Annotated in this window: 29 protein-coding genes; 16 read left to right on the plus strand and 13 right to left on the minus strand. The window is 30.5% G+C overall.

The annotated features are described in order from the left end of the window. Positions 1-23: 23 nt before the first annotated feature. Positions 24-263, minus strand: coding sequence for a helix-turn-helix transcriptional regulator (locus B3I31_RS09820; protein WP_219035088.1), 240 nt, complete (start codon positions 261-263; stop codon positions 24-26). Between the two features lie 282 nt (positions 264-545). Beyond that, complete coding sequence (locus B3I31_RS09825) at positions 546-1,241, minus strand: hypothetical protein (RefSeq protein ID WP_291048991.1); 696 nt, start codon at positions 1,239-1,241, stop codon at positions 546-548. A 174-nt stretch (positions 1,242-1,415) separates the two neighbouring features. Here B3I31_RS09825 and B3I31_RS09830 point away from each other — a divergent pair, with 174 nt between their 5' ends. Further along, positions 1,416-1,943 carry a hypothetical protein gene (locus B3I31_RS09830; protein ID WP_147280012.1) on the plus strand — a complete coding sequence of 176 codons (528 nt, stop codon included), beginning with the start codon at positions 1,416-1,418 and terminating at the stop codon, positions 1,941-1,943. Positions 1,944-1,972: 29 nt separating this feature from the next. Next, complete coding sequence (locus B3I31_RS09835; RefSeq protein ID WP_244957947.1) at positions 1,973-2,470, plus strand: hypothetical protein; 498 nt, start codon at positions 1,973-1,975, stop codon at positions 2,468-2,470. Between the two features lie 252 nt (positions 2,471-2,722). Here the strand turns inward: B3I31_RS09835 and B3I31_RS09840 are convergent, their stop codons facing one another. Both B3I31_RS09840 and B3I31_RS09845 read right to left on the minus strand, forming a co-directional pair. Then, positions 2,723-3,772, minus strand: coding sequence for an acyltransferase family protein (locus tag B3I31_RS09840; protein ID WP_219034896.1), 1,050 nt, complete (start codon positions 3,770-3,772; stop codon positions 2,723-2,725). After that, positions 3,772-4,377 carry an IMPACT family protein gene (locus B3I31_RS09845; RefSeq protein WP_219034897.1) on the minus strand — a complete coding sequence of 202 codons (606 nt, stop codon included), beginning with the start codon at positions 4,375-4,377 and terminating at the stop codon, positions 3,772-3,774. Before B3I31_RS09845 ends, B3I31_RS09840 begins: the two co-directional genes overlap by 1 nt. Before the next feature lie 89 nt (positions 4,378-4,466). Here B3I31_RS09845 and B3I31_RS09850 point away from each other — a divergent pair, with 89 nt between their 5' ends. Further along, positions 4,467-4,721, plus strand: coding sequence for a hypothetical protein (locus tag B3I31_RS09850; protein ID WP_180906391.1), 255 nt, complete (start codon positions 4,467-4,469; stop codon positions 4,719-4,721). Positions 4,722-4,740: 19 nt separating this feature from the next. On the opposite strand, the gene ribD is transcribed toward B3I31_RS09850, so the two are convergent. The 6 genes from ribD to B3I31_RS09880 are packed head-to-tail and all read right to left on the minus strand — an operon-like array spanning position 4,741 to position 11,214. Next, positions 4,741-5,793, minus strand: coding sequence for a bifunctional diaminohydroxyphosphoribosylaminopyrimidine deaminase/5-amino-6-(5-phosphoribosylamino)uracil reductase RibD (gene ribD / locus B3I31_RS09855; protein WP_291087965.1), 1,053 nt, complete (start codon positions 5,791-5,793; stop codon positions 4,741-4,743). Positions 5,794-5,802: 9 nt separating this feature from the next. Then, positions 5,803-7,665 (minus strand): DUF349 domain-containing protein, encoded by a 1,863-nt coding sequence (locus B3I31_RS09860; RefSeq protein ID WP_291060678.1) that lies wholly within the window; start codon positions 7,663-7,665, stop codon positions 5,803-5,805. Positions 7,666-7,719: 54 nt separating this feature from the next. Further along, positions 7,720-8,457 carry a shikimate dehydrogenase family protein gene (locus tag B3I31_RS09865; protein ID WP_291060680.1) on the minus strand — a complete coding sequence of 246 codons (738 nt, stop codon included), beginning with the start codon at positions 8,455-8,457 and terminating at the stop codon, positions 7,720-7,722. Beyond that, on the minus strand, positions 8,454-9,131 hold the full coding sequence (locus tag B3I31_RS09870; protein ID WP_038336669.1) for a DedA family protein: 678 nt from the start codon (positions 9,129-9,131) through the stop codon (positions 8,454-8,456). Before B3I31_RS09870 ends, B3I31_RS09865 begins: the two co-directional genes overlap by 4 nt. Positions 9,132-9,141: 10 nt before the next feature. Continuing rightward, on the minus strand, positions 9,142-10,452 hold the full coding sequence (gene murA / locus B3I31_RS09875) for a UDP-N-acetylglucosamine 1-carboxyvinyltransferase (protein ID WP_115000020.1): 1,311 nt from the start codon (positions 10,450-10,452) through the stop codon (positions 9,142-9,144). Between the two features lie 24 nt (positions 10,453-10,476). Continuing rightward, positions 10,477-11,214 (minus strand): DUF4290 domain-containing protein, encoded by a 738-nt coding sequence (locus tag B3I31_RS09880; RefSeq protein ID WP_038336666.1) that lies wholly within the window; start codon positions 11,212-11,214, stop codon positions 10,477-10,479. Positions 11,215-11,573: 359 nt separating this feature from the next. On the opposite strand from B3I31_RS09880, the gene B3I31_RS09885 reads away from it, so the two are divergent. After that, the gene (locus tag B3I31_RS09885) at positions 11,574-12,353 is read left to right on the plus strand and encodes an amidohydrolase family protein (protein WP_286495760.1); all 780 of its coding nucleotides are present in this window, start codon (positions 11,574-11,576) and stop codon (positions 12,351-12,353) included. On the opposite strand, the gene B3I31_RS09890 is transcribed toward B3I31_RS09885, so the two are convergent. Then, positions 12,265-12,708, minus strand: a complete 444-nt coding sequence (locus B3I31_RS09890; RefSeq protein WP_286495761.1) for a hypothetical protein — start codon at positions 12,706-12,708, stop codon at positions 12,265-12,267. The genes B3I31_RS09885 and B3I31_RS09890 overlap by 89 nt on opposite strands. Between B3I31_RS09890 and B3I31_RS09895 the strand changes: the two genes are divergently transcribed. Together B3I31_RS09895 and B3I31_RS09900 are read left to right on the plus strand one after the other, a co-directional pair. Then, the gene (locus B3I31_RS09895; protein WP_286495762.1) at positions 12,708-12,905 is read left to right on the plus strand and encodes a hypothetical protein; all 198 of its coding nucleotides are present in this window, start codon (positions 12,708-12,710) and stop codon (positions 12,903-12,905) included. The genes B3I31_RS09890 and B3I31_RS09895 overlap by 1 nt on opposite strands. A gap of 185 nt (positions 12,906-13,090) precedes the next feature. Next, entirely contained in the window at positions 13,091-14,017 is a 927-nt protein-coding gene (locus B3I31_RS09900) for an alpha/beta fold hydrolase (RefSeq protein ID WP_286495763.1), read from the plus strand. A 23-nt stretch (positions 14,018-14,040) separates the two neighbouring features. Here the strand turns inward: B3I31_RS09900 and B3I31_RS09905 are convergent, their stop codons facing one another. Continuing rightward, on the minus strand, positions 14,041-15,717 hold the full coding sequence (locus B3I31_RS09905; protein WP_286495764.1) for a PNGase F N-terminal domain-containing protein: 1,677 nt from the start codon (positions 15,715-15,717) through the stop codon (positions 14,041-14,043). A 72-nt stretch (positions 15,718-15,789) separates the two neighbouring features. Next, positions 15,790-16,956 carry an acyl-CoA dehydrogenase family protein gene (locus B3I31_RS09910; RefSeq protein ID WP_286477688.1) on the minus strand — a complete coding sequence of 389 codons (1,167 nt, stop codon included), beginning with the start codon at positions 16,954-16,956 and terminating at the stop codon, positions 15,790-15,792. 141 nt (positions 16,957-17,097) lie between these two features. Here B3I31_RS09910 and B3I31_RS09915 point away from each other — a divergent pair, with 141 nt between their 5' ends. The 10 genes from B3I31_RS09915 (at position 17,098) to yaaA (ending at position 26,253) form a co-directional block, all read left to right on the plus strand. Further along, positions 17,098-18,627, plus strand: coding sequence for an aldehyde dehydrogenase family protein (locus tag B3I31_RS09915; RefSeq protein ID WP_291060684.1), 1,530 nt, complete (start codon positions 17,098-17,100; stop codon positions 18,625-18,627). Positions 18,628-18,639: 12 nt separating this feature from the next. Beyond that, positions 18,640-19,929, plus strand: a complete 1,290-nt coding sequence (gene lat / locus B3I31_RS09920) for an L-lysine 6-transaminase (protein ID WP_291060686.1) — start codon at positions 18,640-18,642, stop codon at positions 19,927-19,929. A 60-nt stretch (positions 19,930-19,989) separates the two neighbouring features. Then, positions 19,990-20,769 (plus strand): HAD family hydrolase, encoded by a 780-nt coding sequence (locus B3I31_RS09925; protein ID WP_286495767.1) that lies wholly within the window; start codon positions 19,990-19,992, stop codon positions 20,767-20,769. A 143-nt stretch (positions 20,770-20,912) separates the two neighbouring features. After that, positions 20,913-21,665, plus strand: coding sequence for a GLPGLI family protein (locus tag B3I31_RS09930; RefSeq protein WP_052217824.1), 753 nt, complete (start codon positions 20,913-20,915; stop codon positions 21,663-21,665). A 6-nt stretch (positions 21,666-21,671) separates the two neighbouring features. Next, positions 21,672-22,397, plus strand: a complete 726-nt coding sequence (locus tag B3I31_RS09935) for a GLPGLI family protein (RefSeq protein WP_286495768.1) — start codon at positions 21,672-21,674, stop codon at positions 22,395-22,397. A 13-nt stretch (positions 22,398-22,410) separates the two neighbouring features. Beyond that, positions 22,411-23,160 (plus strand): GLPGLI family protein, encoded by a 750-nt coding sequence (locus B3I31_RS09940; protein ID WP_286495769.1) that lies wholly within the window; start codon positions 22,411-22,413, stop codon positions 23,158-23,160. Positions 23,161-23,296: 136 nt separating this feature from the next. Then, positions 23,297-23,938 carry a hypothetical protein gene (locus B3I31_RS09945; RefSeq protein ID WP_280051431.1) on the plus strand — a complete coding sequence of 214 codons (642 nt, stop codon included), beginning with the start codon at positions 23,297-23,299 and terminating at the stop codon, positions 23,936-23,938. A gap of 51 nt (positions 23,939-23,989) precedes the next feature. Then, a complete protein-coding gene (locus B3I31_RS09950; RefSeq protein ID WP_286495770.1) occupies positions 23,990-24,580 on the plus strand; it encodes a hypothetical protein in 591 nt (196 codons plus the stop codon). 6 nt (positions 24,581-24,586) lie between these two features. Continuing rightward, positions 24,587-25,306, plus strand: coding sequence for a GLPGLI family protein (locus B3I31_RS09955; protein ID WP_286495771.1), 720 nt, complete (start codon positions 24,587-24,589; stop codon positions 25,304-25,306). Between the two features lie 191 nt (positions 25,307-25,497). Continuing rightward, positions 25,498-26,253, plus strand: coding sequence for a peroxide stress protein YaaA (gene yaaA, locus B3I31_RS09960; protein WP_286495772.1), 756 nt, complete (start codon positions 25,498-25,500; stop codon positions 26,251-26,253). Positions 26,254-26,257: the final 4 nt, after the last annotated feature.

Below are 26,257 nucleotides of genomic sequence, written 5' to 3' on the forward strand. Positions count from 1 at the left end.
AGTTTTTTGGATATTGCCTTTATTTACAACGAATTACGACTTTCTATTCCCAAAGTATTGTAAATAACCTTTAAATGATATTTCACGGTATTCTCAGAAATATAGAGTTCAGTTGCAATTTCTTTATTTGTAAATCCTTTCTTCACTAATTCGATGATATCCAGTTGTCTTTCCGAAAGATTATAATCACTTAAAATGATTTTCTTTTCAACTTGATTTGCGTTATTCGAATGATTAATCAAATCAGAAAGTTTATTTCTCATCCGTTCATTTTCATTTTCAACAAGTTTTCTTTTTTCGATGTTTATCTTGTAGAATTTATAAAGAACAATTAATAATATGATTAGAATTGTAGAAATAATAACTAGAAATAATCGGATATTTTTTTGATTTCGAACTTCTAAATCATTTCGTTTATTAATAATTTCTCGTTCTAAATTTTGTAATTTTCCACTTTGATTAATTGCATCATAATCAGTTGCAAGATCATTTACAATTAATCTTGTTTTGTATGCTTTTTCCCAATCTTCATTCTGCGCATAATACTAAGTAAGAGATTCATACATATTCAAAATATAAAGTTTTATACTATAATGTTTTGCATAATACAAACCTTTGTTAAAAGCTTCTAAAGCCTTCTTATTGTCCTTTGTTTCTGTATATAAGTGTAAAAGCTTTCTATAAATATTAGGTAAATGTTTGGGAGATTTTTGCTTCAAAATTTCTATACCTTCCAAATAATCTTTTTCTGCCTGAATATAATTTTTATTTAAACTATTCATTGTGCCTAAAACAGAAATATAAAAGCCATAAGTTTCTGCATCCAAATATTTTAAATTAGATTTATTTACTTTTTGAAGCAATTCCTTAACCTTATCATATTTTAAATAATCAAATTGGATGAAGATTCGTTCAATTAAAACTCTTGTCTCAACTTCGACTTTATATTTCGAACTCTTTAAACCATATTTTTCAGCAACGTTTAAATTTTCTTCTGCTTCTGGATAATTTAATAATGTTTTATACGTAAGATATTTTAACAAATACAAATTATATAAATCGTAATTCGTTACGTTTTTAGAATGTATAATACTATCCAATTTGATAATTGATTTATCAAATGAACCAATTTCATTATAAGATGAAATTTTTTTCTTTAGAATTTCGGAATTTATAGTGTTTCCTGTCCCTACCTGGGTAAAAAATAGAGTAAAGAATATAAAAAGTGTTTTGTTATTCATTTTTATTATATAACTGATATTTAGTAAAGTAATTCAACTACCTGTAGGTAGTAATCGTTAAACTACCTCATAACTACTCCTGCAAAAATAGGAATTTAAGTACTGAATCCTAAAATTTGCAAAGAATTTATTTAGCACATAAATCTGGTGTTAATAGCTAATTATTTATTAAAAATGAAGATTATTTTATCTACTTTATTACTACTGTTGTGTAGTTTAGGTTTCTCTCAAAATTTGGATTACAAAAATTTAAAACAATTTATTGGAAATCGTGTAAATGAGTTAGAGGATTTTTATAAGGTTTCTTCTACATCTATTGAAGATAATTTTGGAAACCAAAAAGTAATGTACAATTCAGTAAAAATTGAACCATATACGTTGAATATTGAGGTTGAAACTGAAGGGAAAAATATAAAGCGTATTGTGGTCAAAAATTCTGAAAATAGAACAAGTTTCTTTAAAAATATTGCAGAAGAAATAGAAAAAGAAGCTCCAATTAAGAAAAACTATAAGACGTATTATATCTCTTTAGTTAAGAACTCTACAAAAAAGAAAATTTATCAAGAATCAATTGATCAATTAATTGATTTATTGAAAAAACCGACCACCAATCTAAAAGAAAATTATGGTTTACTGGAATCTAGTCCTCTAAAAACCATAATTACAATCAACGAAACTGAAAGTATTTTAGAAATCAATTAAAATTAAGTCAATATTTAAAACAATTAACAATGAAAAACATTTTTATTTTAGGGTTAGGTCTTATGGCTTCGCTAGCATTTGGACAAGTAGATAAAATTTACAAACATTCTGGTGAGATTATCGAAGGTCAGATTAAGCGTGTGGGAGAATTTACAGTAGAATATACGTATGATGGAGAAGATGCTATACAGTCTTTGAGTAAATATTCTGTTAATAAAGTATTTTACGGGAAAAGCACTCGTATTGAGGATGTTTCTGATAAAATTGAAATTACTGACGATAAAGATTGGGGGAAAGTGATTATTTTGGAAGATAAATCTTTGGTTGCAGGTTTGAAAAAAGGAGATGATTTAAAATCTAAAACAGGTATGATTAACTTCAGAACTGGAAATGGAAAAGATGAGCGTGCAGAAAAAGTTTTAAAACAACAAGCTGCAGAAGTTAGATGTCCATTTATTCTACTATTATCTGATAAAATGACAGGTAAATCGGCAAAGAAAACAGGAAGTTGCTACAAGTACCAGTAATAGGATTACTAAGAACTTTTAACTATATAATGTACTATTAATTATTTGACAAATAAGTCGTGGTAACTCGCGGCTTATTTTCTTTTAAAAAATGAACAAAGAAATAGTGTATTCACGAAAACGCAAACGAACTACAAATTTTGGTTCAAAAAAAATAAATTACTTAGATATTTTGATTGTTGTTTCAATTATTATTGTCACAATCTCAGTTATAATCAACTATTTGAATTAATTTTTTAGAAATACTCGCTACTACTTCACTTTATCTTTGATCCACTTCGCAACGGGTTTCTCAAAATATTCAAACGTTAATGCACTTAAAATTAAAGCAATTACGAAATAAATTCCAATTTTCTGAAAATCATTGATTTTCGGTAAATATTGATTTCCATATTTTATCACAATCATATGAATCATATAAAATGCAAAACTAATTTCACCTAAATAAACCAATGTTTTATGTTGAAGAATTCTCGAAAAGAAACCTTTTTGTAAAGCAAAAATTAGGACAATTCCAACCATCGGAATCCAATAATAAATTCCGTAACGAAAAGCTCTCGCAACATCATTGTGGAAGTAGAAAAAGATTGCCAAAACAGCAATTGCAGCGATTTCTATTAAAGTTCCTCTCGAAAAATTGATAGGCGTATCTTTTATCTTTTTATAGATTTGACAGGTAATAATTCCTAAAATAAAATCGAAACTGCGAACAATTGGATTGATGTAAAAAATCGCTTTTTCCAATTTCATATTTGTTCTGAAATAAGGTTCTGCAAAAATAATAATCGGAATAATTAGTAATAAAATATATTTCAGTTTCGGGAATTTATGCAACCAAATCACATAAAAAGGAAACATCAAATAGAAAAATAATTCGGTCGAAATACTCCAGGAAACGTTATTAATAGAGAAATAAAAATCTTTTACCGGAATATAAGATTGCAATAAAAATAAGTTCGCACCTGCAATATCCCAATGAAAATAACCTTGCCAAACATTGATGATAACAAATGGTAACATGACACAAAAGGTTAGGACATGAAGTGGATAAATTCGAGCAATTCGCGCGATATAAAACTTCTTTTTATCAAAATTTGGATTGTCGATGACTTTCTTTTCGTAATTAAGCGCTATAACAAATCCGCTTAAAATAAAGAAAAAACCAACACCAAGATAACCTTCGAAAAAGACGTTATTTTTTAGATAATTATACCAAGCTAAATCAGTTTTTACAAACGTTAAATGGCTTAAGAAAACGACAAAAGCAAAGAAAAAACGTAAAGAAGTTAAGCTATTTAGCATTAGTCAATAATTTTAATTTCCATTTGATAATATTCGTCAAACATGCGAATAAATTCTTCCAATTTACTTTCTCTTACTGAAATTGTAAACATACATTTATCAGAAAAATGTTTGTCTTTAATTTCTCCAGAAATCCGATAGACATTGCGTTCTACAATTCCTTGTTGATCATAGTTAAAAACCATTTTCACACGTTTTGAAACAAATTTTTCTACAATATTTGCTTCTTCTAACACAACTTGTGCCGCATATTTATAGGCTTTTACCAAACCAGGAATTCCTAATTTTGTTCCACCAAAATAACGTACAGAAACAATTAAAACATTGGTGATTTCGCTTGATAAAATTTGATTATAAATTGGTAAACCAGCCGAACCATTTGGCTCACCGTCATCATTTGCACGATGATTTTTACCATCTATACCAAGAGCGTACGCGTAACAATGATGATTTGCATCGGGATGAATTTCGCGTAATTGATCCAAATAAATTTTGATGTCATCTTCATTTTCAATTGGATAAGCAAAATTAATAAACTTACTACCCAATTCTTTGAAAATTACATCTTCCACCGCTTTCTCGATTGTACGATAATTGTCCGTCATGTTGTATTGAAAAGTACCGCAAAGATAGTTTAAATAGTACTTTTAACGAAAAAAGGTTTTATATTTATGAGTGATGAAAAAAATTATGAATGAAATTGAATGATAAAGTAATTTTAAATACTTTTTTAGGAAAAAAGAATACAAATAATTTAAGAGATGAAAATCATTATTGGATTTTAATTGGAGAAAGTGGAAAAGTTATTGAAATAAATAATGATTTATTTGAAGGAAGAGTTTTAGTGTTATTTGATAAAGATTTAGATGAATTAAATCTTAATAATCATAATCTTATCAAAAATTCTCTTTGGATATTAGAAACAGATTTAATAATTGATAAAAGATAATAAAAAAGAACCTTAAAATCTAAGGTTCTTCAATTTCTATTCTATTTTCGAAAATATTTAATTCGTCATTCAAAAAGCGATGCTTTTCAGTTCGAGTTCCTTTCAGTCGAGGAGCTAAAATACCTTCATTCCAAATAGTATCCGAACTCAAAATTCGTGCTTCATCCCACAAATCAGCATCAATAAAATGTTGTATGGTATCACTTCCACCTTCAATAATCAAGGATTGAATATTGTTTTCGTACAAATAATCCATTACTTGCGGCAATATTTTTTGTGTAAAATCTAATTGAACAAGTTCTAAATTTTCTTCAGAACAATTTTCAATCGAATTGAAAATTACAGTAGGTTGTGTTTGATCAAACAAATGGAAACTTCTCGGAATAGCTAAGTTTTTGTCAATCGCAATTCTTAACGGATTATTTCCTTCCCATAATCGCGTGTTAAGCTGCGGATTATCAATTAAAGCTGTGTTTTTTCCAACCAAAATAGCTTGTTCTTCTGTTCGCCATTTATGCACTAACTGTTTTGTATATTGGTTTGTAATCCACAATTGTACATCATCACGCCCCATATATCCGTCTTCTGTTTGCGCCCATTTTAAGATAATATATGGACGTTTTTTCTGATGAAAAGTGATAAAACGTTTATTAAGTTTTATACATTCTTTTTCCAAAACGCTTAAAGTTACATCAACACCATTTTTCAGCAAACGCAAATAACCTTGTCCATTTACTTTCGCAAAAGGATCTAGAGTTCCGATTACGACTTTTGGAATCTCTTTTTCTATAATCAAATCCGCACAAGGAGGCGTTTTTCCGTGATGTGAACAAGGTTCTAACGTAACATATAACGTAGATTCCTTTAATAATTCCTGATTTTTGACCGAATTAATTGCGTTCACTTCGGCGTGTGGTCCACCATATTCTGAGGTAAAACCTTCGCCAATAATTTTGTTGTTATGTACAATAATAGAACCAACAAACGGATTAGGATATGTTGTTCCTAACCCGTTTGTTGCAATTTGTATACAACGAGCCATATATTGCTCATCGATAGATTGTTGTGTCATGCCTAAAAATTATGCATTAAAATCAATATTGAATAATGTTTTCAGTTTGATTTCTGCTTCAATTAATTTTTTACGTTTATCGTCAATTTGCTTGTAAACATCTTTTAATAAAGGATTGTTCTCATTTGCATTCGAAAAGAAATGTACATTATTATCCAATTGGTTGATTTCTTTTTCTAAATCCTCAATTATTTTACGTGTTTTTCTAATCTCATCATCCAATAAATTTCCATTATTTCCAGATTTTACTTTATTGACAAATGATTTCAACTTATAATCGCTCAATTCATTTTTAGAAAGATTTAAAGCATCTAATTTTTTGTGGTAAACATCTGTAAATTCTTGATTGATTGAAATTTTTTCTGATGGAACTTTTCCTAAACTTGTCCAATTATGTTGAATTTCTTCTAATTGTTTCAACGCCTCATCTTTGTCTTCAGAAATCGTTTGATTTTTGAAATCGTTTAAGAAAGCTTGTTTCTTTTCGAAATTTAGTTCCAATTTTTGATTCGCTTGTTCGTGACGTTTTTTGTAACGATCAAAGAATTGATTACATGTATCTTTGAATTCTTTCCAGATTTTGTCTGAATTTTTTCTTGGAACATGACCAATTTTTTTCCAATCATTTTGGATTTTTTTAATCACTTGTACAGAAGCATTCCAGTCTGTGCTTTCCATATGTTGTTTTGCAATTTCTAACAAAGCCAATTTCTTTTCAAGATTCAGTTGTTGCTCTGATTTTAGATTTTTATAGAAATCATTTTTGATGTGATTAAATTGTCTTGTAACTTCTTTGAAAGCTTCCCAAGTTGCAGAATTTTTATCCTTCGGAACACGCCCAATTGTGATAAAGTTCTCACGCAAAGAGTTTATTTCAGAAATAGCTTTTTGCCAATCGCCATGCGATTTTGTTGTTGCTTGCTCAGAAATTTCTTTGATACGAGCGATAATTTGATTCTTCTTTTCTAAATTATCTTTTTGCTCTTGCTTTATTTTTTCATTCAATTCACCTTTACGGTCATGAATTTTATTTGTTAATTCTTTGAATTTTTGCCACGTTGGTTCGCGCAAATCTTCTTGTACAGGAACGGCTTCTTCTTTCCATAAACGATGCAAATATTGCAATTCATTCAAAGCTTTTTGCACGTTTTGCTCTCCAATTAATTCTTCTGCACGTTTAATAATCGATTGACGAACTTCCAGATTATGTGCATAATCCAATGTTTGCAATTCCTTATTCATATCCAAATATGTGTAGAAATTATCTAAGTGGAAAAAATAATTTTTGAATACATTTTCAGCATTTTTGCTCGGAATTCTTCCTGCATTGTGCCAACGAGTTTTTAACTCACGAAATTTCTTGAACATTGCCGCCGAAGAATCACTTGGTTCTTGATACAAGGCTTTCAATTCGTCAATAATTTCTAAACGTTCCTTTAAATTATCAGATTCCTTTTTTTCGTTTTCTTTATGAAAAACTGCTAATTGATTTTTAAAATCGTTGTAAACAGCGTTAAATTTTGCTCTAAAAGATGTTTCGTATTTAAAATCTAATTCATCACCACCTTCACTTAAGAAAGCTTCTTTTTTTGCAGCTTCATCTTCTTCTAATTTAGTTTTGAATGCATCACGAATTTGATTAAAATGCTCGCGAATCTCTTGAACATCATATTTGCTTAATAGATTTTTTGCTTCGTTAATCAAAACATCAAAACTAAATTTTTCGTAATCTTTGAACGAAATATCGCTTATTTTTTCTTGGTTCGTTAACTCTACCGTTTTGTAAGATTCCGTGTTAGAGTCGTTTGTATTTGCAGGTTTAGGTAATTGTTCTCCGTCTGCATTTTGCAGGTTATCCATTTCAGTATTCATAAGAAATTAAGTTTTGTTTCTCAAATCTAATAAAATTTGAGGACAATATCAAGTCTATTTTGTACGATTATTCCAAATTTCCCAAGCTTTTTCGGCTTGTAGAACCAACATTTCGTGACCATTTTTTATTTTGGCTCCATTTTGTTGACCATTTTCTAAAAATTTTGTCAATGGTGGATTGTAAATCAAGTCGTACAATAAATGATTTTCGTTGATAAATTGGTAGGGTAGAAGTGGAGCGATTTCAGTATTTGGAAAAGTACCAACTGGAGAACAATTCACAATAATTTGATGATTATGAATGATTTCTTTATTTAATTCATCATAAGAATAATGATTTTCGGTTTTTGTTCTCGAAACAATTTTATAGTCAATTTTCAATAAATTAAGAATATAAAAAACCGCTTTTGCAGCGCCTCCATTTCCTAAAACCAACGCTTTTTTGTGATGAGGTTCTAAAAGAGGTTCTATCGAATGATGAAAACCGTAACAATCTGTATTATGTCCGATTCGTTTTCCATCTTTTATTAAAACGGTATTTACCGCACCAATTGCTTTGGCTTCTGGCGATAATTCGTCCAAAAGTGGAATGATTTCTTGTTTGTAAGGAATTGTGACATTAAAGCCCACTAAACCTTCGGTTTCGAATACTTTTTCTACTTCATCGATTTGCTGTAAATCAAAAACATTGTAGACAGCGTCTACAATGTTCTCGTTTTTAAATTTTTCAGCAAAATAAGATTTAGAAAATGAATAAGAAATATTTCTTCCGATTAATCCAAATTGTCTCATTCTTCTGTTTTATTTTTATTGAATTGAGCTTTCACGATTCGGATAATCAACGGCATATTCGCCAATAATATAATTCCGAAAATGAATTTCTCTAAATTATTTTTTACAATGTCAAACTGACCTAATGTGTGTCCCAAAAGCGAAATAACGCCAACCCAAAGCACCGCACCTATAAAACTATAGGTAATAAATGTGCGATAATTAAGGTTTGTAACACCACAAATAAATGGAATTATAGTACGAACAACAGGCATAAAACGAGCAATAATAATTGCTTTTTTACCATTTTCGTTAAAAAATTCTGTTGCTTTTTCGATATGTTTCTTTTTAAGAAACCATGAGTCTTTTCGTCCTAAAATCCAACCGCCAAATTTTCGTCCAACATAATAATTTACGTTATCACCAAGAATTGCTGCAACCATCAGTAACGGAATAATATATTCGATATGCAAATGGTTTTGGTCATCGCTTGCTGCAATCATTCCAATCGAAAAGATTAGTGCATCTCCAGGTAAAAAAGGCATTAAAAATGACATGATAATTAAACCAGTTTCAGCGAAAATTATCAGGAATAAAATAACATATATCCAATAACCGTAATTATTGATAATGTCCATTAATACCTTGTCTGGGCGTTGAACAAAATTGGTGATAAACTCAATAATAGATTGCATTTTTTATTTTTTAAGCTCTAATTATATCAGCTCCAATAGCACGTAAACGTACATCGATATCTTCATAACCACGGTCAATTTGATCGATATTATGAATAACAGTTTTTCCTTTTGCAGAAAGTGCAGCTATCAATAAAGACATACCAGCACGAATATCTGGAGAAGTTAATTCAGCTCCTTTTAAAGGTGTTTCGTGATTAAGACCAATAACAGTTGCGCGATGTGGATCACATAAAATAATTTGCGCTCCCATATCAATTAATTTATCCACGAAGAATAAACGAGACTCGAACATTTTTTGGTGGATCAAAACGCTTCCTTTTGCTTGAGTGGCAATTACCAAGATAATTGATAATAAATCTGGTGTAAATCCTGGCCAAGGCGCATCAGAAATTGTTAAGATAGAACCGTCAATAAAACGCTCGATTTCGTAATGTTCTTGTGCTGGAATATAGATGTCGTCATCACGACGCTCTAATTTGATTCCTAATTTTTTGAACACATCTGGAATAACACCTAAATTTTCCCACGAAACATTTTTGATTGTTAATTCAGATTTTGTCATGGCAGCTAAACCAATCCATGATCCAATTTCGATCATATCTGGTAAACATGTATGTTCAGTTCCGCCTAACTTCTCAACTCCTTCAATCGTTAAAAGATTCGAAGATATTCCAGAAATTTTAGCACCCATTCGGTTCAACATTTTACACAATTGTTGAATGTAAGGCTCACATGCAGCGTTGTAAATAGTTGTTGTTCCTTTTGCTAAAACTGCAGCCATAATAATATTTGCAGTTCCTGTTACAGAAGCTTCTTCCAATAACATATAAGAACCTTGCAATCCGTTTTCGTCTACTTCTACACCGTAGAAATCTTCGTCTGGATTGAAGCGATATTTTGCTCCTAACGCAAAGAAACCTTCGAAGTGCGTATCTAAACGACGACGCCCAATTTTATCTCCTCCAGGTTTCGGCATAAAAGCTTCTCCGAAACGAGCTAAAAGTGGTCCCATTAACATGATTGATCCACGTAATGCAGCACCATCTTTACGAAATTGTTTTCCTTTTAAATAATCTAATCGTAATTCGTCGGCTTGGAAAGTAAAATCTCCTTTTCCATTTTTTTGTGTTTTTACGCCTAAATCACCCAAAATTTCAATCAAACGATTGACATCTCGGATGTCTGGAATATTTTTAACACGAACTTGTTCATTGGTTAATAAAACCGCACATAAAATTTGTAGTACTTCATTTTTAGCACCTTGCGGAGTAATTTCTCCTTTCAAAGGTTTCCCTCCCTTTATTTGAAATGTAGCCATTTAGTTGTATTAAATAGTTTTGATTTAACCTTTATTGTTTCGAACGTTTTGGTTTCGATTGTTGTTATTTTGATTATTTCGGTTATTGTTGTTTTGACGATTATTCGAATTTTGGTTATTATTTCGATTGTTGTTATTTTGATGATTACGATTATTGTTTTGGTAACTTCTATTGTTTTGATTGTTGTTTGAATGATTATTATTCGAATTTAAACGATCAGGAGAAACCAAATGATCATCAACTTTTCTCAAATCAATTTTACCATCAGATAATTCGTACAAATGATTAAAAATAACTTGATCATCAACAGTATCTTTATTCCAAAGTAAATAACATTTTTTCATGTGATTGGCAATCGCAAAGTACAAACCTTCGCGTTTTTCGCCTTCTTCCCACGTTACAGCAACATCAATCATTTTACGAATATTGTTTCCGTAATATCTGTATTTATAGATGCTTTTTGGATATTCTACTTTATTTGGTTTACTATTTACCGTATCTTTTTTTGTCGGAATTGGATAAGGAGATTTTACATCCAAATCAAATTCTGCCATGATAAAAAGTTGATCCCAAAGTTTATGTTGAAAATCTGGTACATCGCGCAAGTGAGGATTTAATTCTCCCATTACTTCAATTATAATTTCGGCAAATCCGTTGCGTTCTGTTTCGTCTGTTATTGTTTTACAATGATTTACCATTTCTTGAATATGACGACCATATTCTGGAATAATCAATTGCGAACGAAGTGTATTATATTCCATTAAATTTTCTAATGTATTGGTTACAAATTTACAAAATTCTATCCGATTATTTGGGTAGAAAAGGTGTATTGATTGCTAATTTTTTATTAAATTTTATTCCTTAAAAAACGATTATAGTCGGAAGAAGATAAGCCGTAAAACAAGATTTTGTCTATTTAATTCAAAACAGTTAAAAATCTTTATCACCAAGGAAAATTAAGTTAAAACCTTTTGGTTGTCAACAAATATAGTATTTTCTTTTAATAAAAAGTAAATTTGGGTTTTTGTTTGAATGATTTAAATGAATATATTTTTAATTTAAACTTTATCCTCAAATTACACGCATTCAACGTATCTTTAGGGCAATTAAACAATAAATTATGAAAATAAAGTCGATAATAGCACTTTTTTTTCTCGCTACCACTTTTACTTTTGCTCAAACAAAACAGATTTTAATTGAAAATGTTAGAATTTTAGATCATCAAACTCAAGCATTAACATCGCCGATGAATGTTTTGGTTTCTGGGCAAAAAATTGAAAAAATTAGTTCTGCAAAAATTTCTTCACCTAATCAAGACGTTGTAAAAATTAATGGAGGAGGAAAAACGTTGATGCCAGGTTTGATAGATGTTCATGTACACATGGTATTTGGTTCATTGACGATGGCGCAAATGATGTCGCCAGATATGTCCGAAGAAATGTTAATGAATAAGGTTGGCGAAGCTTCCCACAAAATGTTGATGCGTGGTTTTACGAGTGTTCGTGATGCTGGTGGGCCAATTTTTCCCTTGAAATTAGCCATCGATAAAGGTAAAGTTGCAGGGCCTAGAATTTGGCCTTCGGGTGCAACGATTAGTCAAACAGCTGGTCACGGAGATTTTAGAACTCCTGATGAACGTTCGCGTCGTTTTTTTGGTAAAGCATCTCGTGCAGAGGAATTAGGAGCTACTTTTATTGCTGATGGAAGAGATGAAGTTTTGACTGCAACAAGAGAGAATTTACGTTTTGGTGCGAGTCAAATCAAATTAATGGCAGGTGGAGGAACGTCTTCTGCTTATGATCCGATTGATGTTACACAATATACTTTTGACGAAATGAAAGCTGCAGTTGATGCTGCTGAAGATTGGGGAACGTATGTAATTCTCCATTATCTTGCGTAACCATCTTTAAAATTTCGGCATTTGTAAACCATTTTTGAAGACGTAATATGTAACTATTTTGATCATCATTCAACTCAGGTTCAAACAAGAAATCCGTTCCCCATGCAAGCTTCACACCAAGTTTTTTTGCTAAAGGCCAAACTTTATCTTGACCATCCAAAACTGGTTTACGTTTTTCTTTTCGCTGCTCGTCCATGTTTTCATTATTATCCATCAAATTTTGAAGGCTTAACCAAACTCCTTTTTTGGCAAGAATTTTTAATGTTTCTTCATCTAACATTTGACCATGCTCAATTGACTTCACTCCTGCTTCCACAGCACGTTGCACAGCTCTCGGCGTATAGGCATGTACCATTGTTGCAATTATCTGGTTTAAGAAGCCCATATCCAGGGAAATTAGGTGTTGTAGAAGAACAAGCTTTAGCAGATTTGATTTTGGTTGATGGAAATCCGTTGAAAGATTTATCATTAATAGCTAATCCTGATAAAAACTTTTTAGTGATTATTAAAGATGGTCAGATTTATAAGAATACAATTAAAACGAAAAAGTAAAATTATCATACATCATAAAAAAACGAGGTTAATTTTTATTTTACCTCGTTTTTTTAGTTATAAAATTAGAAATTTTAGATCTTATTTATCGGCTTGAAATTTGTTGAAAAAGTCAATGATTTATTCATAAAAATGTTGATTTTGAATAAGTAAAACTGTAAATTAATTATTAAATCTTAATAAAAATGTCAATACCAGAGAATATTTATAATAGAGTAATTCTTCCAGAAGATGAGATTATAGCTACTTTACTTATTGTCCATGGTATGCAAGAACATAGTGGGCGATATGAAAATTTTGCAAAGTATTTGGCTGACAAAGGAATTCTAGTTTTGTTATATGATCATTTAGGACATGGACAAACAGCTAAAATAGAAGAAGATTACAGTTTTTTCTGCTTAGACAATCCAAAAGAAAATTTAATAAATACGGCAAAAGAGTTAGCTAATTTGTTAGAGAATAAATACCCTTTATTACCACATTTTATTTTGGGACATTCAATGGGATCGTTTATAACACGTTGCCTACTTCAAGAATATGGAAATCATTTTGATGGTGCTATAATTATGGGAACAGGAGGTAGGATTCCTGGAATTAAATTATTGAGTAGTTTTTTAAGTCTTCTAAATAAATTGATTCCTCATAAAAGAAGTCAATTACTTAATACTATTTTTTTAAAATCGAATAATAAACATTTTCAAAATGAAGAAAATTTTCATGAGACTAATTGGTTTAGTTTAGATGAGTTAAATCGTTTAAATTTTCTGAAAGATCCTCTTTGCGGAATACCTTTCACTGTTAACGGTTTTTATACTTTGATTAATTTAAATATACAAGCAACAAAAAAGAATTGGACAAAAGATATACCGCAATCTTTACCTATTTATTTTGTGAGTGGAGCAGATGATCCAATTGGTGATTTTGGTAAAGGAGTTTTGCAATCGTATAAAGATTTAAAGCAAAATGGATTTCAATATGTAACAATGAAACTATATCCAAACTTGAGACATGAAATATTGAATGAATCTATCAAAGATGAAGTATATCAAGATATTGTAGATTGGTTAACGGTTTTGATAAATCATAAAAAAATAGAGCAAAAAGACGTTTAATAAATCTTTTTGCTCCAAAAAAATTATTCTCCTAAAAGAGCACCAGAAACATTCCAATAACTGAAACTATTTCCTTCTGGTTTTCCTTGCGGAATTTTTACTTGTATACTATGTTTTCCGGCTTTTAAATTGCCCAAATCTATAAAATATGGATTTGTGATTGTTCCAGGGCACCAGTTAGAACGACTATAATCAGATGATGATAAACCATTGTCAAAATTACCAGAAGCAGGATTGTAAGCGCGATACGAACCACAATCTTGTCTCCAAGGAACTATATTAAATACTTTTTGTCCATCAAGAAAAATACTATTTTCTTTCGGAACAAATTCATCACCATTTTCCCAACCGCCATGTCCAGTTGTTGTAAAACGTAATTTAGCATTGTTGTAATCTTCTTTCAACGTGAATTCTACTGTAAAACCATTCGGATTTTCGAACAAAGTAGGGTATTCTTGTCCAGCCATTTCCATCACATTTGCAGTATTGAAAATTGGTAAAACCTTTTTAATTGGCATTGTTGTAGAACCTGATGGATGAACAGAAATATTGGCAGAAATAATATGTCCGCCTTGATCATAATTTCCAATGAAGAAACCAATCAAAACTTCTTGATCAGATAATAAACCTTGAAATTCTGTGATTTCTTGACGATATTTTGCTTCGGTTTCCCATGTTTGATTTTTTAATTGAATATGATTGAATTTTTTAATTCCAAAAGGTGTGAAAAAGCGCATTAATTCAATAGTTGGCGAATAATTTTCTGTCAAAAAATAACCTTGATATTTCTTATTATTTGCAGATGTAAAAATCGGTAATTGATTAATTCCTTTTTGTAAACCATCCATAAATGTAATTTTAGAATCACGGGGAATCAAAAACACAGAACCAGTTCTGTCGTAAGCATCACCATTTGATTGTTGCGAAACATTTAAGAAAACTTGGCTTCCTACTTTAATTTGAGGAATTTTAATTTTTCGAACCACAACAGTTCCATTAGCAAAGCGATAAATTGAATCATTTGACGAAAAATCTTTACTAAAGTTAACTTGTTGATGTGATAAAAGTGGAATATCAACGAATTTACTTTTCCAAATAATGTCTTTATATGTCAATAAATCAACTCTATTTTGATGCAATTCTTTTTGGATAAATTGACTTGGAATCAAATCTTTTTCGCGTTCTATTTTCGAAGCTCGAATCGTTGAATTATTATTTCGTGTAAGTTCTAACACAAAACCTAAATTCATTCCAACCATTGTTGGAGAAGCATTCAATTCCATATTGTCAACAAACCAAACGTCTATTGTATTCGAATTAATATTTGTTGTTGCTTTTTTACAACGTAAACCTAAAATTCGTTTTGTTTCTTTAGAAATTGTAAAAACAGATTTATTGAACGCGACAGAATCATTTGTAATAATAGAATTAGTCGGGTCAAATTGTGTAATCAAGGAAATAATTGATGGGTTTGTTTTGGTATAATAAAACATTTCATCAGGATAATTTGAAGAATTACTAAAACTTTGTTGCTTTCCAATAACGGTTTCTTTTGTATTCGCAATAACTTGTATGGGGTTATTTTCTTCGACTTTCTTTCCATTCGAAAAGCGTTCGTACGTAATTTTGTAGGTTTCCTGTGCATCAAGAACAATAGCCTGAATACAAAAAATGATAAGTAGAATTGATTTCAATTTCATGTGTGATAAATAAAAAAGGTTTACAAACGAATTGTAAACCTATAAAAATATATGATTGTATGAAAAAATATCTTACACAAAAGCATTAATTCCTGTCACATCTGCTCCAGTAATCAATAAATGGACATCATGCGTTCCTTCGTAAGTAATCACTGATTCAAGATTTGCTGCATGTCGCATCATAGGGAAATCGCCTACAATTCCCATTGCACCGATAATTTGACGAGATTCTCGCGCAATATCAATAGCCATTTTTACATTGTTGCGTTTTGCCATAGAAATTTGTTCAGGAGTTGCTTTATTTTCGTTTTTCAACGTTCCTAATCGCCAACATAACAACTGAGCTTTCGTAATTTCTGTAATAAATTCAGCTAATTTTTTCTGTTGCAATTGATAAGAAGCAATCGGTTTTCCAAATTGTGTTCGTTCTAACGAATATTTCAAAGCAGATTCGTAACAATCAATTGCAGCGCCAATTACACCCCAAGAAATTCCGTATCGAGCCGAGTTTAAACAAGATAATGGTCCGCGTAAACTACTTACTTCTGGTAAAATTTGAGAAGCTTCAATCTTGACATTTTCGAAAACTAATTCACCTGTTTTTGAAGCTCTTAATGACCATTTATTCAATGTTTCTGGCGTTGTAAAACCTTGCATACCGCGTTCTACAATAACACCACGAATTTTTCCTTCTTCATCTCTTGCCCAAACAACTGCAATATCACAAATTGGTGAATTTGTAATCCACATTTTTGCTCCATTTAAGATATAATGATCACCATTTTTAGTCAAACGAGTTTCCATTCCGCCAGGATTTGAACCGTGATTTGGTTCAGTTAATCCAAAACTTCCAACGAATTCTCCTGAAGCTAATTTTGGTAAATATTTGCGTTTTTGTTCTTCAGATCCAAAAGAAAAGATTGGATACATCACCAACGAAGATTGTACTGATGCAGCAGAACGAACAGCCGAATCGCCGCGTTCTAATTCTTGCATGATTAATCCATACGACATTTGGTCCAATCCTGCACCTCCATATTCTTCAGGAATATAAGGTCCTAAAGCACCAATTGCGCCTAATTTTTTCATTAAATCTGGAATATCTTTATGATGTTGCGCAGCATCATCTATCACAGGTTTTATTTCGTTGTCCACAAAATCTCGAACAGATTGACGAATTAATTTGTGTTCTTCTGTCAATAAATCATCAATCTTAAAATAATCTGTAGTTGAATTCATTTTATGCGGTTTTATTTTATTAAATCTAACGATTATTCACTAAATTAAAAATTATTCTGAATAATATTTATTAAAAATTTTAATTTATGAAACTTTTGACTAATTTAGGTAAAAGTTAAAAACACAAAATAACACAAAAAAATGATAGAAAACGAATTAAAAGAATTAGGTATTTCTTCCGAAAATCTTGGAACATCAACAGGAAATACTTGGTTTGGAAAAGGTGAAGAGCTTTCTTCTTACTCGCCAGTAGACGGAAAATTGATTGGAAAAGTTAAGTCATCAACAAAAGATGATTATGAAGAAGTGATAAAAAAAGCACAAGTTGCTTTCAAAGAATGGCGAATGATTCCTGCTCCGAAACGAGGAGAAATTGTGCGTCAATTCGGAGAGAAACTTCGTGAGAAAAAGGCTTCCTTGGGAAAATTGGTTTCGTATGAGATGGGAAAATCTTATCAAGAAGGTTTGGGTGAAGTGCAAGAAATGATTGATATCTGTGATTTTGCTGTTGGATTATCGCGTCAATTATATGGTTCGACAATACATTCGGAAAGACCTTTGCATCGCATGTACGATCAATATCATCCGCTTGGAATTGTAGGCGTGATTTCTGCGTTCAATTTTCCAGTTGCAGTTTGGTCTTGGAATACATGTTTAGCGATGGTTTGCGGTGATGTTGTAGTTTGGAAACCAAGTGAAAAAACACCTTTGTGTGCGGTTGCGTGTCAACATATTTTAGCAGAAGTTTTAAAAGCAAATAATATTTCAGAAGGCGTTTCTTCTTTGGTAATGGGCGATAAAACAATCGGTGAATTAATTGCGCAAGATGCTCGTGTGGCTTTGGTTTCTGCAACAGGTTCTACGCGAATGGGAATTGAAGTGAATAAAGTTGTTGCTGCTCGTTTGGGTAAAACAATTTTAGAATTAGGTGGAAATAATGCGATTATTGTTACGCCAGATGCTGATTTAAAAGTTATGCTAACTTCGGCTGTTTTTGGGGCAGTTGGTACGGCTGGACAGCGTTGTACAACAACAAGACGTTTGATTGTTCACGAGTCGATTTATGATAAAGTAAAAGAATCGTTGGTAAATGCTTACAAACAAATAAAAATAGGTAATCCGTTGGATACAGCAAATCATGTTGGTCCATTGATTGATAAACATGCGGTTGAAATGTATTCAAAAGCATTAGAAAAAATTAATGAAGAAGGAGGAAAGATTATCGTTGAAGGAGGAATTTTAGAAGGAAATGGTTTTGAAAGCGGTTGCTATGTAAAGCCTGTTATTGCTGAGGTTGAGAATCATTTTGATATTGTTCAACATGAAACTTTTGCTCCAATTTTATATTTAATCAAATATTTTGGAGATGTGTTAAATGCAATTGAAATTCAGAATAATGTGGCACAAGGTTTATCGTCTTCTATTATGACAAATAATCTTCGTGAAGCTGAATTATTCTTGAGTCAGCAAGGCTCTGATTGTGGAATTGCAAATGTAAATATCGGAACTTCTGGAGCTGAAATTGGCGGCGCTTTCGGTGGAGAAAAGGAAACTGGAGGTGGGCGTGAGTCAGGTTCGGATGCTTGGAAAGCGTATATGCGACGACAAACGAATACAATTAATTATTCGACAGAAGTGCCATTGGCGCAAGGAATTAAGTTTGATTTTTAAAAATTTACAGAGATGAGTACAGTACACGAAAGATTAGCAAAACATATATTGGCAGATGGATATCCGATTGTAATGGATATGGATAAGTCGCATGGATCCTATGTTGTAGACGAAAATGGCATTGAATATTTGGATTTATTTTCAATGTTTGCTTCGACTGCGATTGGTTATAATCATCCACATTTGATGGCGAAAATAGATTTTTTAGGTCGAAATGCAGTCAATAAACCTGCGATGTCAGACATTTATACAAAAGATTACGCCGATTTAATTGATACATTTGAGCGTGTAGCGATGCCGAAAGAATTGCAATATTTATTTTTTATTTCTGGTGGAACATTGGCAGTAGAAAATGCATTGAAAACGGCTTTTGATTGGAAAACAAGATTAAACTTTTCGAGAGGAATTGAGAAAGAAGCAAGTGATGTTATTCATTTTAAACAAGCTTTTCATGGGCGTTCTGGTTATACATTATCGCTAACGAATACGAAAGATCCTCGTAAATACGAATATTTTCCAAAGTTTGATTGGCCAAGAATTGAAAATCCAAAACGAATTTATCCTGTTACAGAAGATAATTTATGCAAGGTTGTTGAGGCTGAAAAACGTGCGATTGAACAAATTGAAAATGCTTTAGAAACACGCAAAAATAAAGTTGCTTGTATTATTATTGAGCCGATTCAAGGTGAAGGAGGAGATAATTATTTTCGAAAAGAATTCTTTCAGAAATTGAGAGAAATTTGTGATAGAGAAGAGATTTTATTGATTTTTGATGAGGTACAAACAGGAATGGGAATGACTGGTAAAATGTGGGCTTTTCAGCATTATGATGTGATTCCTGATGTGATTTCGTTTGGAAAGAAAACACAAGTTTGTGGAATTTTAGCGAATAAAGAAAAGTTAGATCAAATTCCGAATAATGTTTTCAAGGAATCAAGCCGTATTAATTCGACTTTTGGTGGAAATTATATCGATATGTTGCGTTTCAAATTAATTTTAGAAGTGATCGAACAAGAAAAATTAGTAGAAAATGCGGCAGAAAAAGGTAAATATATTTTATCAAAATTGAATGAAATAGCAAAAGAGACGAAGAAAATTCATTCGGTTCGTGGATTAGGATTGTTCATTGCGTTTGATTTTTCATCAGATTTGGATCGTTCAGAGTTCATCAAAACATGTTTCGAAAATCACATGATTATTCTTCCTTGTGGTGAAAACTCTGTGCGAATGCGCCCTCATCTCAATATTTCTGAAGAAGATACCAATAAAGCAATAGAAATTATTAAATTAGCGTTAAAATAAACAGCAAAAGCAACCAAGCAAAGGTTGCTTTTTTAATTTTGTAAAAGATAAAACTAAGGTATGATAGATTCTTTTTTCTTCGATTTTGACGGAACATTACAAGGTTTTGAAAACCATGAAATCAGTGATTCGACAATCGAAGCGTTGAAATTATTAAAACAAAAAAATAAAAAAATATACATCGCAACAGGACGAAATATGGTGGATATGCCCGAACATATTTTTGATTACGGTTTTGATGGTTATATCAATAATAATGGTGGAATGTGCTCGGACGAAAACCGTCAATCATTTTTTGTAGATTATATTAATCCTAATGATATAGAGGCTTTGTTGCAATATGATGATGAAAATCCATTTTCATTTTCGTATATGACGAAAGAAGCGTTTAGTATTAATCGTGTGAATGATAATGTAGAAAAATCGTTTGCATATTTTGGAATGGAAGTTCCAGAAGTGGTTGATCCTCGAACTTTACCGAAAGATAATATCATGCAAATGAACTTTTTTGTAAACGAAGAACAAGAAGATTATTTGATGAAAAATGTGTTGACAAATAGTGTAGGAACACGTTGGATAGAATATTTTGCTGATATAAATCCGAAGGATATTAGTAAAATGCGCGGAATAGAACGAATGGCTGATCGCGATAATTTAGATTTATCTAAAACAATGGCTTTTGGCGATGGAGGTAACGATATTAGTATGTTGAAAGGTTGTAAAATTGGTGTAGCAATGGGCGATGCGAAGGAGAATGTGCGAGAAGCTGCGGATTATTATACAACTTCTGCGGATAATCACGGAATATGGAATGCGCTGAAACACTTTGAGATAATTTAGAAACTTATTTTAATTTATATAGAAAAAATCCAACTTCGGTTGGATTTTTTTCTTTTCCCAATGTTGTGTTAATTATATATTCTATTATTGTAGAATTGAAAAATAAAAATTATTTTAGAGTATTAATTATAAACTACAACATAATGAAACAATTATTATTAGCTGGATTTTTACTTTTTTCGAATTTTGGTTTTGGGCAAGAAAAGCTTATTGTCGATTATAAATACGATATAAAGCATGATGAAGAAAAAATAAAGGAGTTTGAAAGAGAGCAAGCACAAAAAGGAGGAGGTACAATAAAAATTGGAGGGTCTCCAAATATTTATTATCAATTAGAATATAATGATAATCAGTCCATTTACAAAAAAATAGAAACTATCAATAATGATCAAAATGGTAGCTCTATGGGGGCTTTTTCAATTAATATTGGAGGAGAATATAAAGATCTGATTAATGAAATAAGTAAGAAAGCGTTTCGCCAAGAAGTCGTTTTAGATAAACAAAATTTTATTGTGGTTACTCCATATAAAGATTATGAATGGAAAATTACAGATATTGAAGATACGATTTTGGGTCACAAAGTAAAAAAAGCTATTGGTAATGATAAAGGTAAGCAAATAGCAGCTTGGTTTGCGCCAGATATTAAGGTTGATGCAGGACCAAATCAAGTGAATGGATTGCCAGGTTTGATTCTGAAAACGGTGAGCGAAACGGGCGGTAAATTTGGTTCGATTATGACTTATGAAGCGGATAAAATTACCTTAAACCCTAAGAAAATGTCTAAAACTAAACCTTTAAAAGGTGAAGAAATAACACAAGAAGAATTTAAAAAATTGCAAGATGAATCTCGTCAAAAAATGAGAGAATCTTTTTCGATAGGAGTGGACAAAAAATAATTTTGAATGAAATATTTAGTAATTTTCATTAGTTTTTTTTGTAGTTTAGTTCAAGCGCAAGAAGCTCTAGAGATTGTATATGAAGAAGTTTCTATTCCTAGAATTATAGGAAAAGATGGGAAGGAAGAAAAATTGGATGATGATTTTATAAAAGCACTTTCTGTTCCAAAAAATTATGTGCTACAAATAGAAAAAGGAAAAAGTGTTTTTTCCAAGATTGAGAAAATTAATAATTCACAAGGTAACGCATCGGTTACGATGTATGGTATTTTTTCGTATAATTTTGAACAAGATTTCAATCAAAATAAAATGAAACAAGAATGGATGATAGAGAATAAAAAATACCTTGTAACTGATACCATTTCTACACATTATAAATACGAATTAACGCAAGAAAAATCTACTTATTTGGGTTTTGATGTTAAACAAGCAGTTGTAAAATATGATGATAATAATAAATCAATTATTTGGTATGCACCAAGTTTACCCAAACGTTTTGGTCCAAAAGAATTTATTAATCTTCCAGGTTTGGTATTAAAAGTAGAATCTATTCGAAATGGAATTATTGATCCATCTTATTCTTTGAAAGCAACTTCTGTTACAACGAAAGATCATTTAGAATTTAAGAAATTATTCAAGGCAAAGGAAATTTCTAAAGCCGAATTTGAAAAATTGAGAGCTGATTATAACCAACAAAGTTCGAATGAACATCAAGGAGTAGATAAAGAATAACCAAATATAAACTATGAAAAAATTATTATTGATTGTATTAAGCAGCTTGTGTTATTTTGCAAATGCGCAAGATATTTTAGAAGTAGAATATGATGTATATACAGTATATGATGCAAGTAAAACTCAAGGTTCAGTTACAATTGACAATCGAAAATTGAGTAAAGATGAAACGATTAGGTATTTCACTGAACAAATGAAAATTCCTAGACCTTATATATTAATAACGGATAAAACGGCTTCTAATTATAATCAAAAACCAACACTAAATGGTGGAAATTCAATAAGTTATAGTTCGACACAAGGAAATGGATTGTATTACAAAGACTTGCTTGAAAATTATTATATGCACGAATCGGTTGGTTTTGGAATGGATCGAATTATCAAAGATTCTATTCCTAAAATTAATTGGATTATAACACGCGAGAAGAAAAAAGTCTTAGGTTTTGATGTTCGTAAAGCAACCGCAAAAATCAATAAAGAAGAGTTTACAGCTTGGTTTGCTACTTCCTTGTCTTTTCCTTCGGGGCCAGATAAGTATATGGGATTACCTGGTTTGATTTTAGAATTAGAAAGAAAAACGAACGACGATGCTGATATGGTTATTACATACAAAGCAACATCTGTAAAAGAAGCGAAGAAAAATGTAACAATAAATCAACCTAAGAAAGGGAAAATTGTTGATTTCAAAACGTATAAAGCAGAAATGGATGCTTTTTTTAAGAAACAACAAGAAATGAATAGTCAAGGAGTGGATAAAAATTAAGTTTATAGTAAAGTTTGAGAATAGTAAATATGATTAATTTTTCTCTTTTATAATATTGTGTTAAATGTTAGTTCAATTATTAAAGAATTATAAAATTAAAATTATTTTAGAGTATTAATTATCAAACTACAACAAAATGAAACGAATTTTACTTTATGGATGTTTACTTTTTTCTAATATTGGTTTTGCGCAAGAAAACTTAACTGCTTATTACCAATATTCAACATCTTTTAAGGATATGGATGGTGGAGTAAAAATAGTTTATGAACTAAATCAGAAAGGTAGCGAAGCGAATTTTGAAATCAAGAAAAATGATAGATTTTATGATGGTAAGCTCTATCAATATATAAATTATAAAGATAAGATTTCAGAAACTCAACGAAATTATAAAGGTAAAAGAGCTGTAATTTATAAAAATTACAATAAGATTGATTGGGCTTTTAAAGATGAAACAAAAGTTGTTAATAATTGTAATGCGAAACGTGCAGACTATCAATTTGAAGAAGGTAATTTAACACATACGATAGAAGTTTGGTATTGTCCATCTGAAGTTCGTTTTTCTCCAATTGTTGAAGAGGTTAATTTTTTTGATATTCCAGGATATGTAATTTCTTACAAAGAAACACTAAACAATAAAGTGAAAAAGGTTTCAATGATAACTGAATATAATTTATTGGAGTTTAAAGAAAATAATACGATTCAGATAAAACGTCCAAATGAAGGTGAAAGAATAAATTATGATTTAATTGATAAAGGATTTACAACTTCAAATAATTAATATTGAATGAAAAAATATTTTACGCTGTTTTTTTGCTTAACATTTTATGTTATGAATGCGCAAGAAAATTTAACTGCTTATTACCAATACAAAACTTCATTTCTTAACTCAAACTTAAATGGTGTTTCAATAGTTTATGAACTTAATAAAAAAGGAGATGAAGCAAATTTTGAAATCAGAAAAAATGATAGATTTTATGATGGACAAATATACAATTATGTAAATTACAGAGATAAGATAGCAGAAACACAGCGAAATTATAAAGATAAAAGAGCTATAATCTTCAGTAATTTTAAGAAAATTGATTGGGTTTTTAAAGATGAGACAAAAGTTATTAATAATTGTAATGCGAAACGTGCAGACTTTCAATTTGAAGTTGGCAAATTAACACATACGATAGAAATATGGTATTGTCCATCTGAAATCCGATTTTCCCCAATTGATCAGGATATTAATTATTTTGATATTCCAGGATATATCATTTCCTATAAAGAAACACTAAACAATAAAGCTAAAATGGTAACCGAATATAATTTATTGGAGTTTAAAGAAAATAATACGATTCAGATAAAACGTCCAAATGAAGGTGAAAGAATAAATTATGATTTAATTGATAAAGGATTTACAACTTCAAATAATTAATATTGAATGAAAAATATTTTTACGCTGTTTTTTTGCTTAACATTTTATGTTATGAATGCGCAAGAAAATTTAAAAATAGAGTATGAATTCAGAAATGAATTTGATTATCAAAATGCCTCAGATGCTAAGAGTAGAGATATGTACAAAAATAGTAATGATAATCGGTTGTATTTTGAATTGATTACATCTAAAGACGAATCTACTTTTAATAAAATTGATCGAGTAGATAATTCACAAAATAAAAGTGGAATGTCAATAAGTTTTGTTAGTGGTCCTGGAGGATTTTTTTATAAAAATTTAAAAGACAATAATTCACTTTCTGAAATTAATTTTAATGGTAAAAATCTCCTTATTTCTGATTCAATTCCACAATATAAATGGATACTTAAAAAAGAAAATTCTAAAATTTTAGGATTTGATGTCAAAAAAGCAATTTTACAAGAATCAGAGAATACATTTGTAGAAGCTTGGTATGCGCCAAAGCTCAATTATAAAAATGGACCAACAAATTATGGCGGATTACCTGGTGTAATTCTAAAAATTATTTTAAACAATAAAGAAGGAAATCAGTTGAATAAGCAAATTTACGTTGCAACAAAAGTTGAAGTGAGTGATAAATTCAAAATAAATAAACCAACCAAAGGAAAACAGATAAGTCAAGCCGATTTTGAAGAAATGGTTGAAGAAGAAAACCGAAAATTTAATGAAATGTTTTTACAAAAATAAGATACGAAAAAAGGATTTCAATTGAAATCCTTTTTGATATTAAGTAATAGTTATTTGTAATCTATGAATATTTTTAATCAATATAATTACACTTTTTCTAAAACAAAGAATTCTTATCTTTGTTAGAGAAAAGTTGAATTAGATTTTATTCTAACAGAATACTTTTTTTATTAATTAAGATTTTTTGATACATGAAAATATTACTTTCTCCAGCGAAGATGATGAATTTGGAAACGAATGCTAAATGGAGAGCAACGACACCTCAATTTTTGGAACATTCACAAGAAATTATGGATGTTATGAAAGAGATGAGTACAACAGATCTTGAAAAATTAATGAAAATTTCGAAAGATATTGCAGAAATGAATGTGGAGCGTAATCAGGTTTGGAATGTTAAACCTACTGCGAAACAAGCTATTCCAGCAGCTTTAGCTTTCAAAGGTGAAGTTTATAGAGGTTTGAATGCTGAAACTTTAGATGATGAAGCATTTGATTACTTTAATAAACATGCATTTTTGTTATCTGGACTTTATGGGATGTTGCGTCCTTCTGATAAAGTAATGTTGTATCGCTTGGAAATGGGTTCGAAATTGGATGTTCATGGTTCGAAAAATTTGTATGGTTTTTGGAAAAAAATTTTGACACCTTTTCTAAATTTAAAATTGAAGAAAGGCGAGTTTATCTTAAATTTAGCAAGCAATGAATATGCAAAAGTTTTGGATAGAAAATCGTTAAAAGTTCCGATGATTGATGTAGAGTTTCAAGATTACAAGAACGGTGAATTGAAAAAAATCATGATGTATTTTAAACATGCTCGTGGTGCAATGGCGCGTTATTGTGCAGAAAATAAAGTTGAAACTTTGGATCAAGTGAAAGCATTTGACGTGGATGGTTATCGTTTTGATGAGAATCTTTCTACCGAAGAAATTTTGGTATTTACAAGATAATGAC

Origin of the sequence: Empedobacter sp. UBA3475 (genome assembly GCF_002378465.1) — a bacterium.
GTDB lineage: Bacteria > Bacteroidota > Bacteroidia > Flavobacteriales > Weeksellaceae > Empedobacter > Empedobacter falsenii_B.

Bases quoted from the DNA above. Each gene is read 5' to 3' on its own strand.
- B3I31_RS09820 (WP_219035088.1), bottom strand. From the start codon at position 263: ATGAGAAATAAACTTTCTGATTTGATTAATCATTCGAATAACGCAAAT.
- B3I31_RS09825 (WP_291048991.1), bottom strand. From the start codon at position 1,241: ATGAATAACAAAACACTTTTTATATTCTTTACTCTATTTTTTACCCAG.
- B3I31_RS09830 (WP_147280012.1), top strand. From the start codon at position 1,416: ATGAAGATTATTTTATCTACTTTATTACTACTGTTGTGTAGTTTAGGT.
- B3I31_RS09835 (WP_244957947.1), top strand. From the start codon at position 1,973: ATGAAAAACATTTTTATTTTAGGGTTAGGTCTTATGGCTTCGCTAGCA.
- B3I31_RS09840 (WP_219034896.1), bottom strand. From the start codon at position 3,772: ATGCTAAATAGCTTAACTTCTTTACGTTTTTTCTTTGCTTTTGTCGTT.
- B3I31_RS09845 (WP_219034897.1), bottom strand. From the start codon at position 4,377: ATGACGGACAATTATCGTACAATCGAGAAAGCGGTGGAAGATGTAATT.
- B3I31_RS09850 (WP_180906391.1), top strand. From the start codon at position 4,467: ATGAAATTGAATGATAAAGTAATTTTAAATACTTTTTTAGGAAAAAAG.
- ribD (WP_291087965.1), bottom strand. From the start codon at position 5,793: ATGACACAACAATCTATCGATGAGCAATATATGGCTCGTTGTATACAA.
- B3I31_RS09860 (WP_291060678.1), bottom strand. From the start codon at position 7,665: ATGAATACTGAAATGGATAACCTGCAAAATGCAGACGGAGAACAATTA.
- B3I31_RS09865 (WP_291060680.1), bottom strand. From the start codon at position 8,457: ATGAGACAATTTGGATTAATCGGAAGAAATATTTCTTATTCATTTTCT.
- B3I31_RS09870 (WP_038336669.1), bottom strand. From the start codon at position 9,131: ATGCAATCTATTATTGAGTTTATCACCAATTTTGTTCAACGCCCAGAC.
- murA (WP_115000020.1), bottom strand. From the start codon at position 10,452: ATGGCTACATTTCAAATAAAGGGAGGGAAACCTTTGAAAGGAGAAATT.
- B3I31_RS09880 (WP_038336666.1), bottom strand. From the start codon at position 11,214: ATGGAATATAATACACTTCGTTCGCAATTGATTATTCCAGAATATGGT.
- B3I31_RS09885 (WP_286495760.1), top strand. From the start codon at position 11,574: ATGAAAATAAAGTCGATAATAGCACTTTTTTTTCTCGCTACCACTTTT.
- B3I31_RS09890 (WP_286495761.1), bottom strand. From the start codon at position 12,708: ATGGTACATGCCTATACGCCGAGAGCTGTGCAACGTGCTGTGGAAGCA.
- B3I31_RS09900 (WP_286495763.1), top strand. From the start codon at position 13,091: ATGTCAATACCAGAGAATATTTATAATAGAGTAATTCTTCCAGAAGAT.
- B3I31_RS09905 (WP_286495764.1), bottom strand. From the start codon at position 15,717: ATGAAATTGAAATCAATTCTACTTATCATTTTTTGTATTCAGGCTATT.
- B3I31_RS09910 (WP_286477688.1), bottom strand. From the start codon at position 16,956: ATGAATTCAACTACAGATTATTTTAAGATTGATGATTTATTGACAGAA.
- B3I31_RS09915 (WP_291060684.1), top strand. From the start codon at position 17,098: ATGATAGAAAACGAATTAAAAGAATTAGGTATTTCTTCCGAAAATCTT.
- lat (WP_291060686.1), top strand. From the start codon at position 18,640: ATGAGTACAGTACACGAAAGATTAGCAAAACATATATTGGCAGATGGA.
- B3I31_RS09925 (WP_286495767.1), top strand. From the start codon at position 19,990: ATGATAGATTCTTTTTTCTTCGATTTTGACGGAACATTACAAGGTTTT.
- B3I31_RS09930 (WP_052217824.1), top strand. From the start codon at position 20,913: ATGAAACAATTATTATTAGCTGGATTTTTACTTTTTTCGAATTTTGGT.
- B3I31_RS09935 (WP_286495768.1), top strand. From the start codon at position 21,672: ATGAAATATTTAGTAATTTTCATTAGTTTTTTTTGTAGTTTAGTTCAA.
- B3I31_RS09940 (WP_286495769.1), top strand. From the start codon at position 22,411: ATGAAAAAATTATTATTGATTGTATTAAGCAGCTTGTGTTATTTTGCA.
- B3I31_RS09945 (WP_280051431.1), top strand. From the start codon at position 23,297: ATGAAACGAATTTTACTTTATGGATGTTTACTTTTTTCTAATATTGGT.
- B3I31_RS09950 (WP_286495770.1), top strand. From the start codon at position 23,990: ATGAATGCGCAAGAAAATTTAACTGCTTATTACCAATACAAAACTTCA.
- B3I31_RS09955 (WP_286495771.1), top strand. From the start codon at position 24,587: ATGAAAAATATTTTTACGCTGTTTTTTTGCTTAACATTTTATGTTATG.
- yaaA (WP_286495772.1), top strand. From the start codon at position 25,498: ATGAAAATATTACTTTCTCCAGCGAAGATGATGAATTTGGAAACGAAT.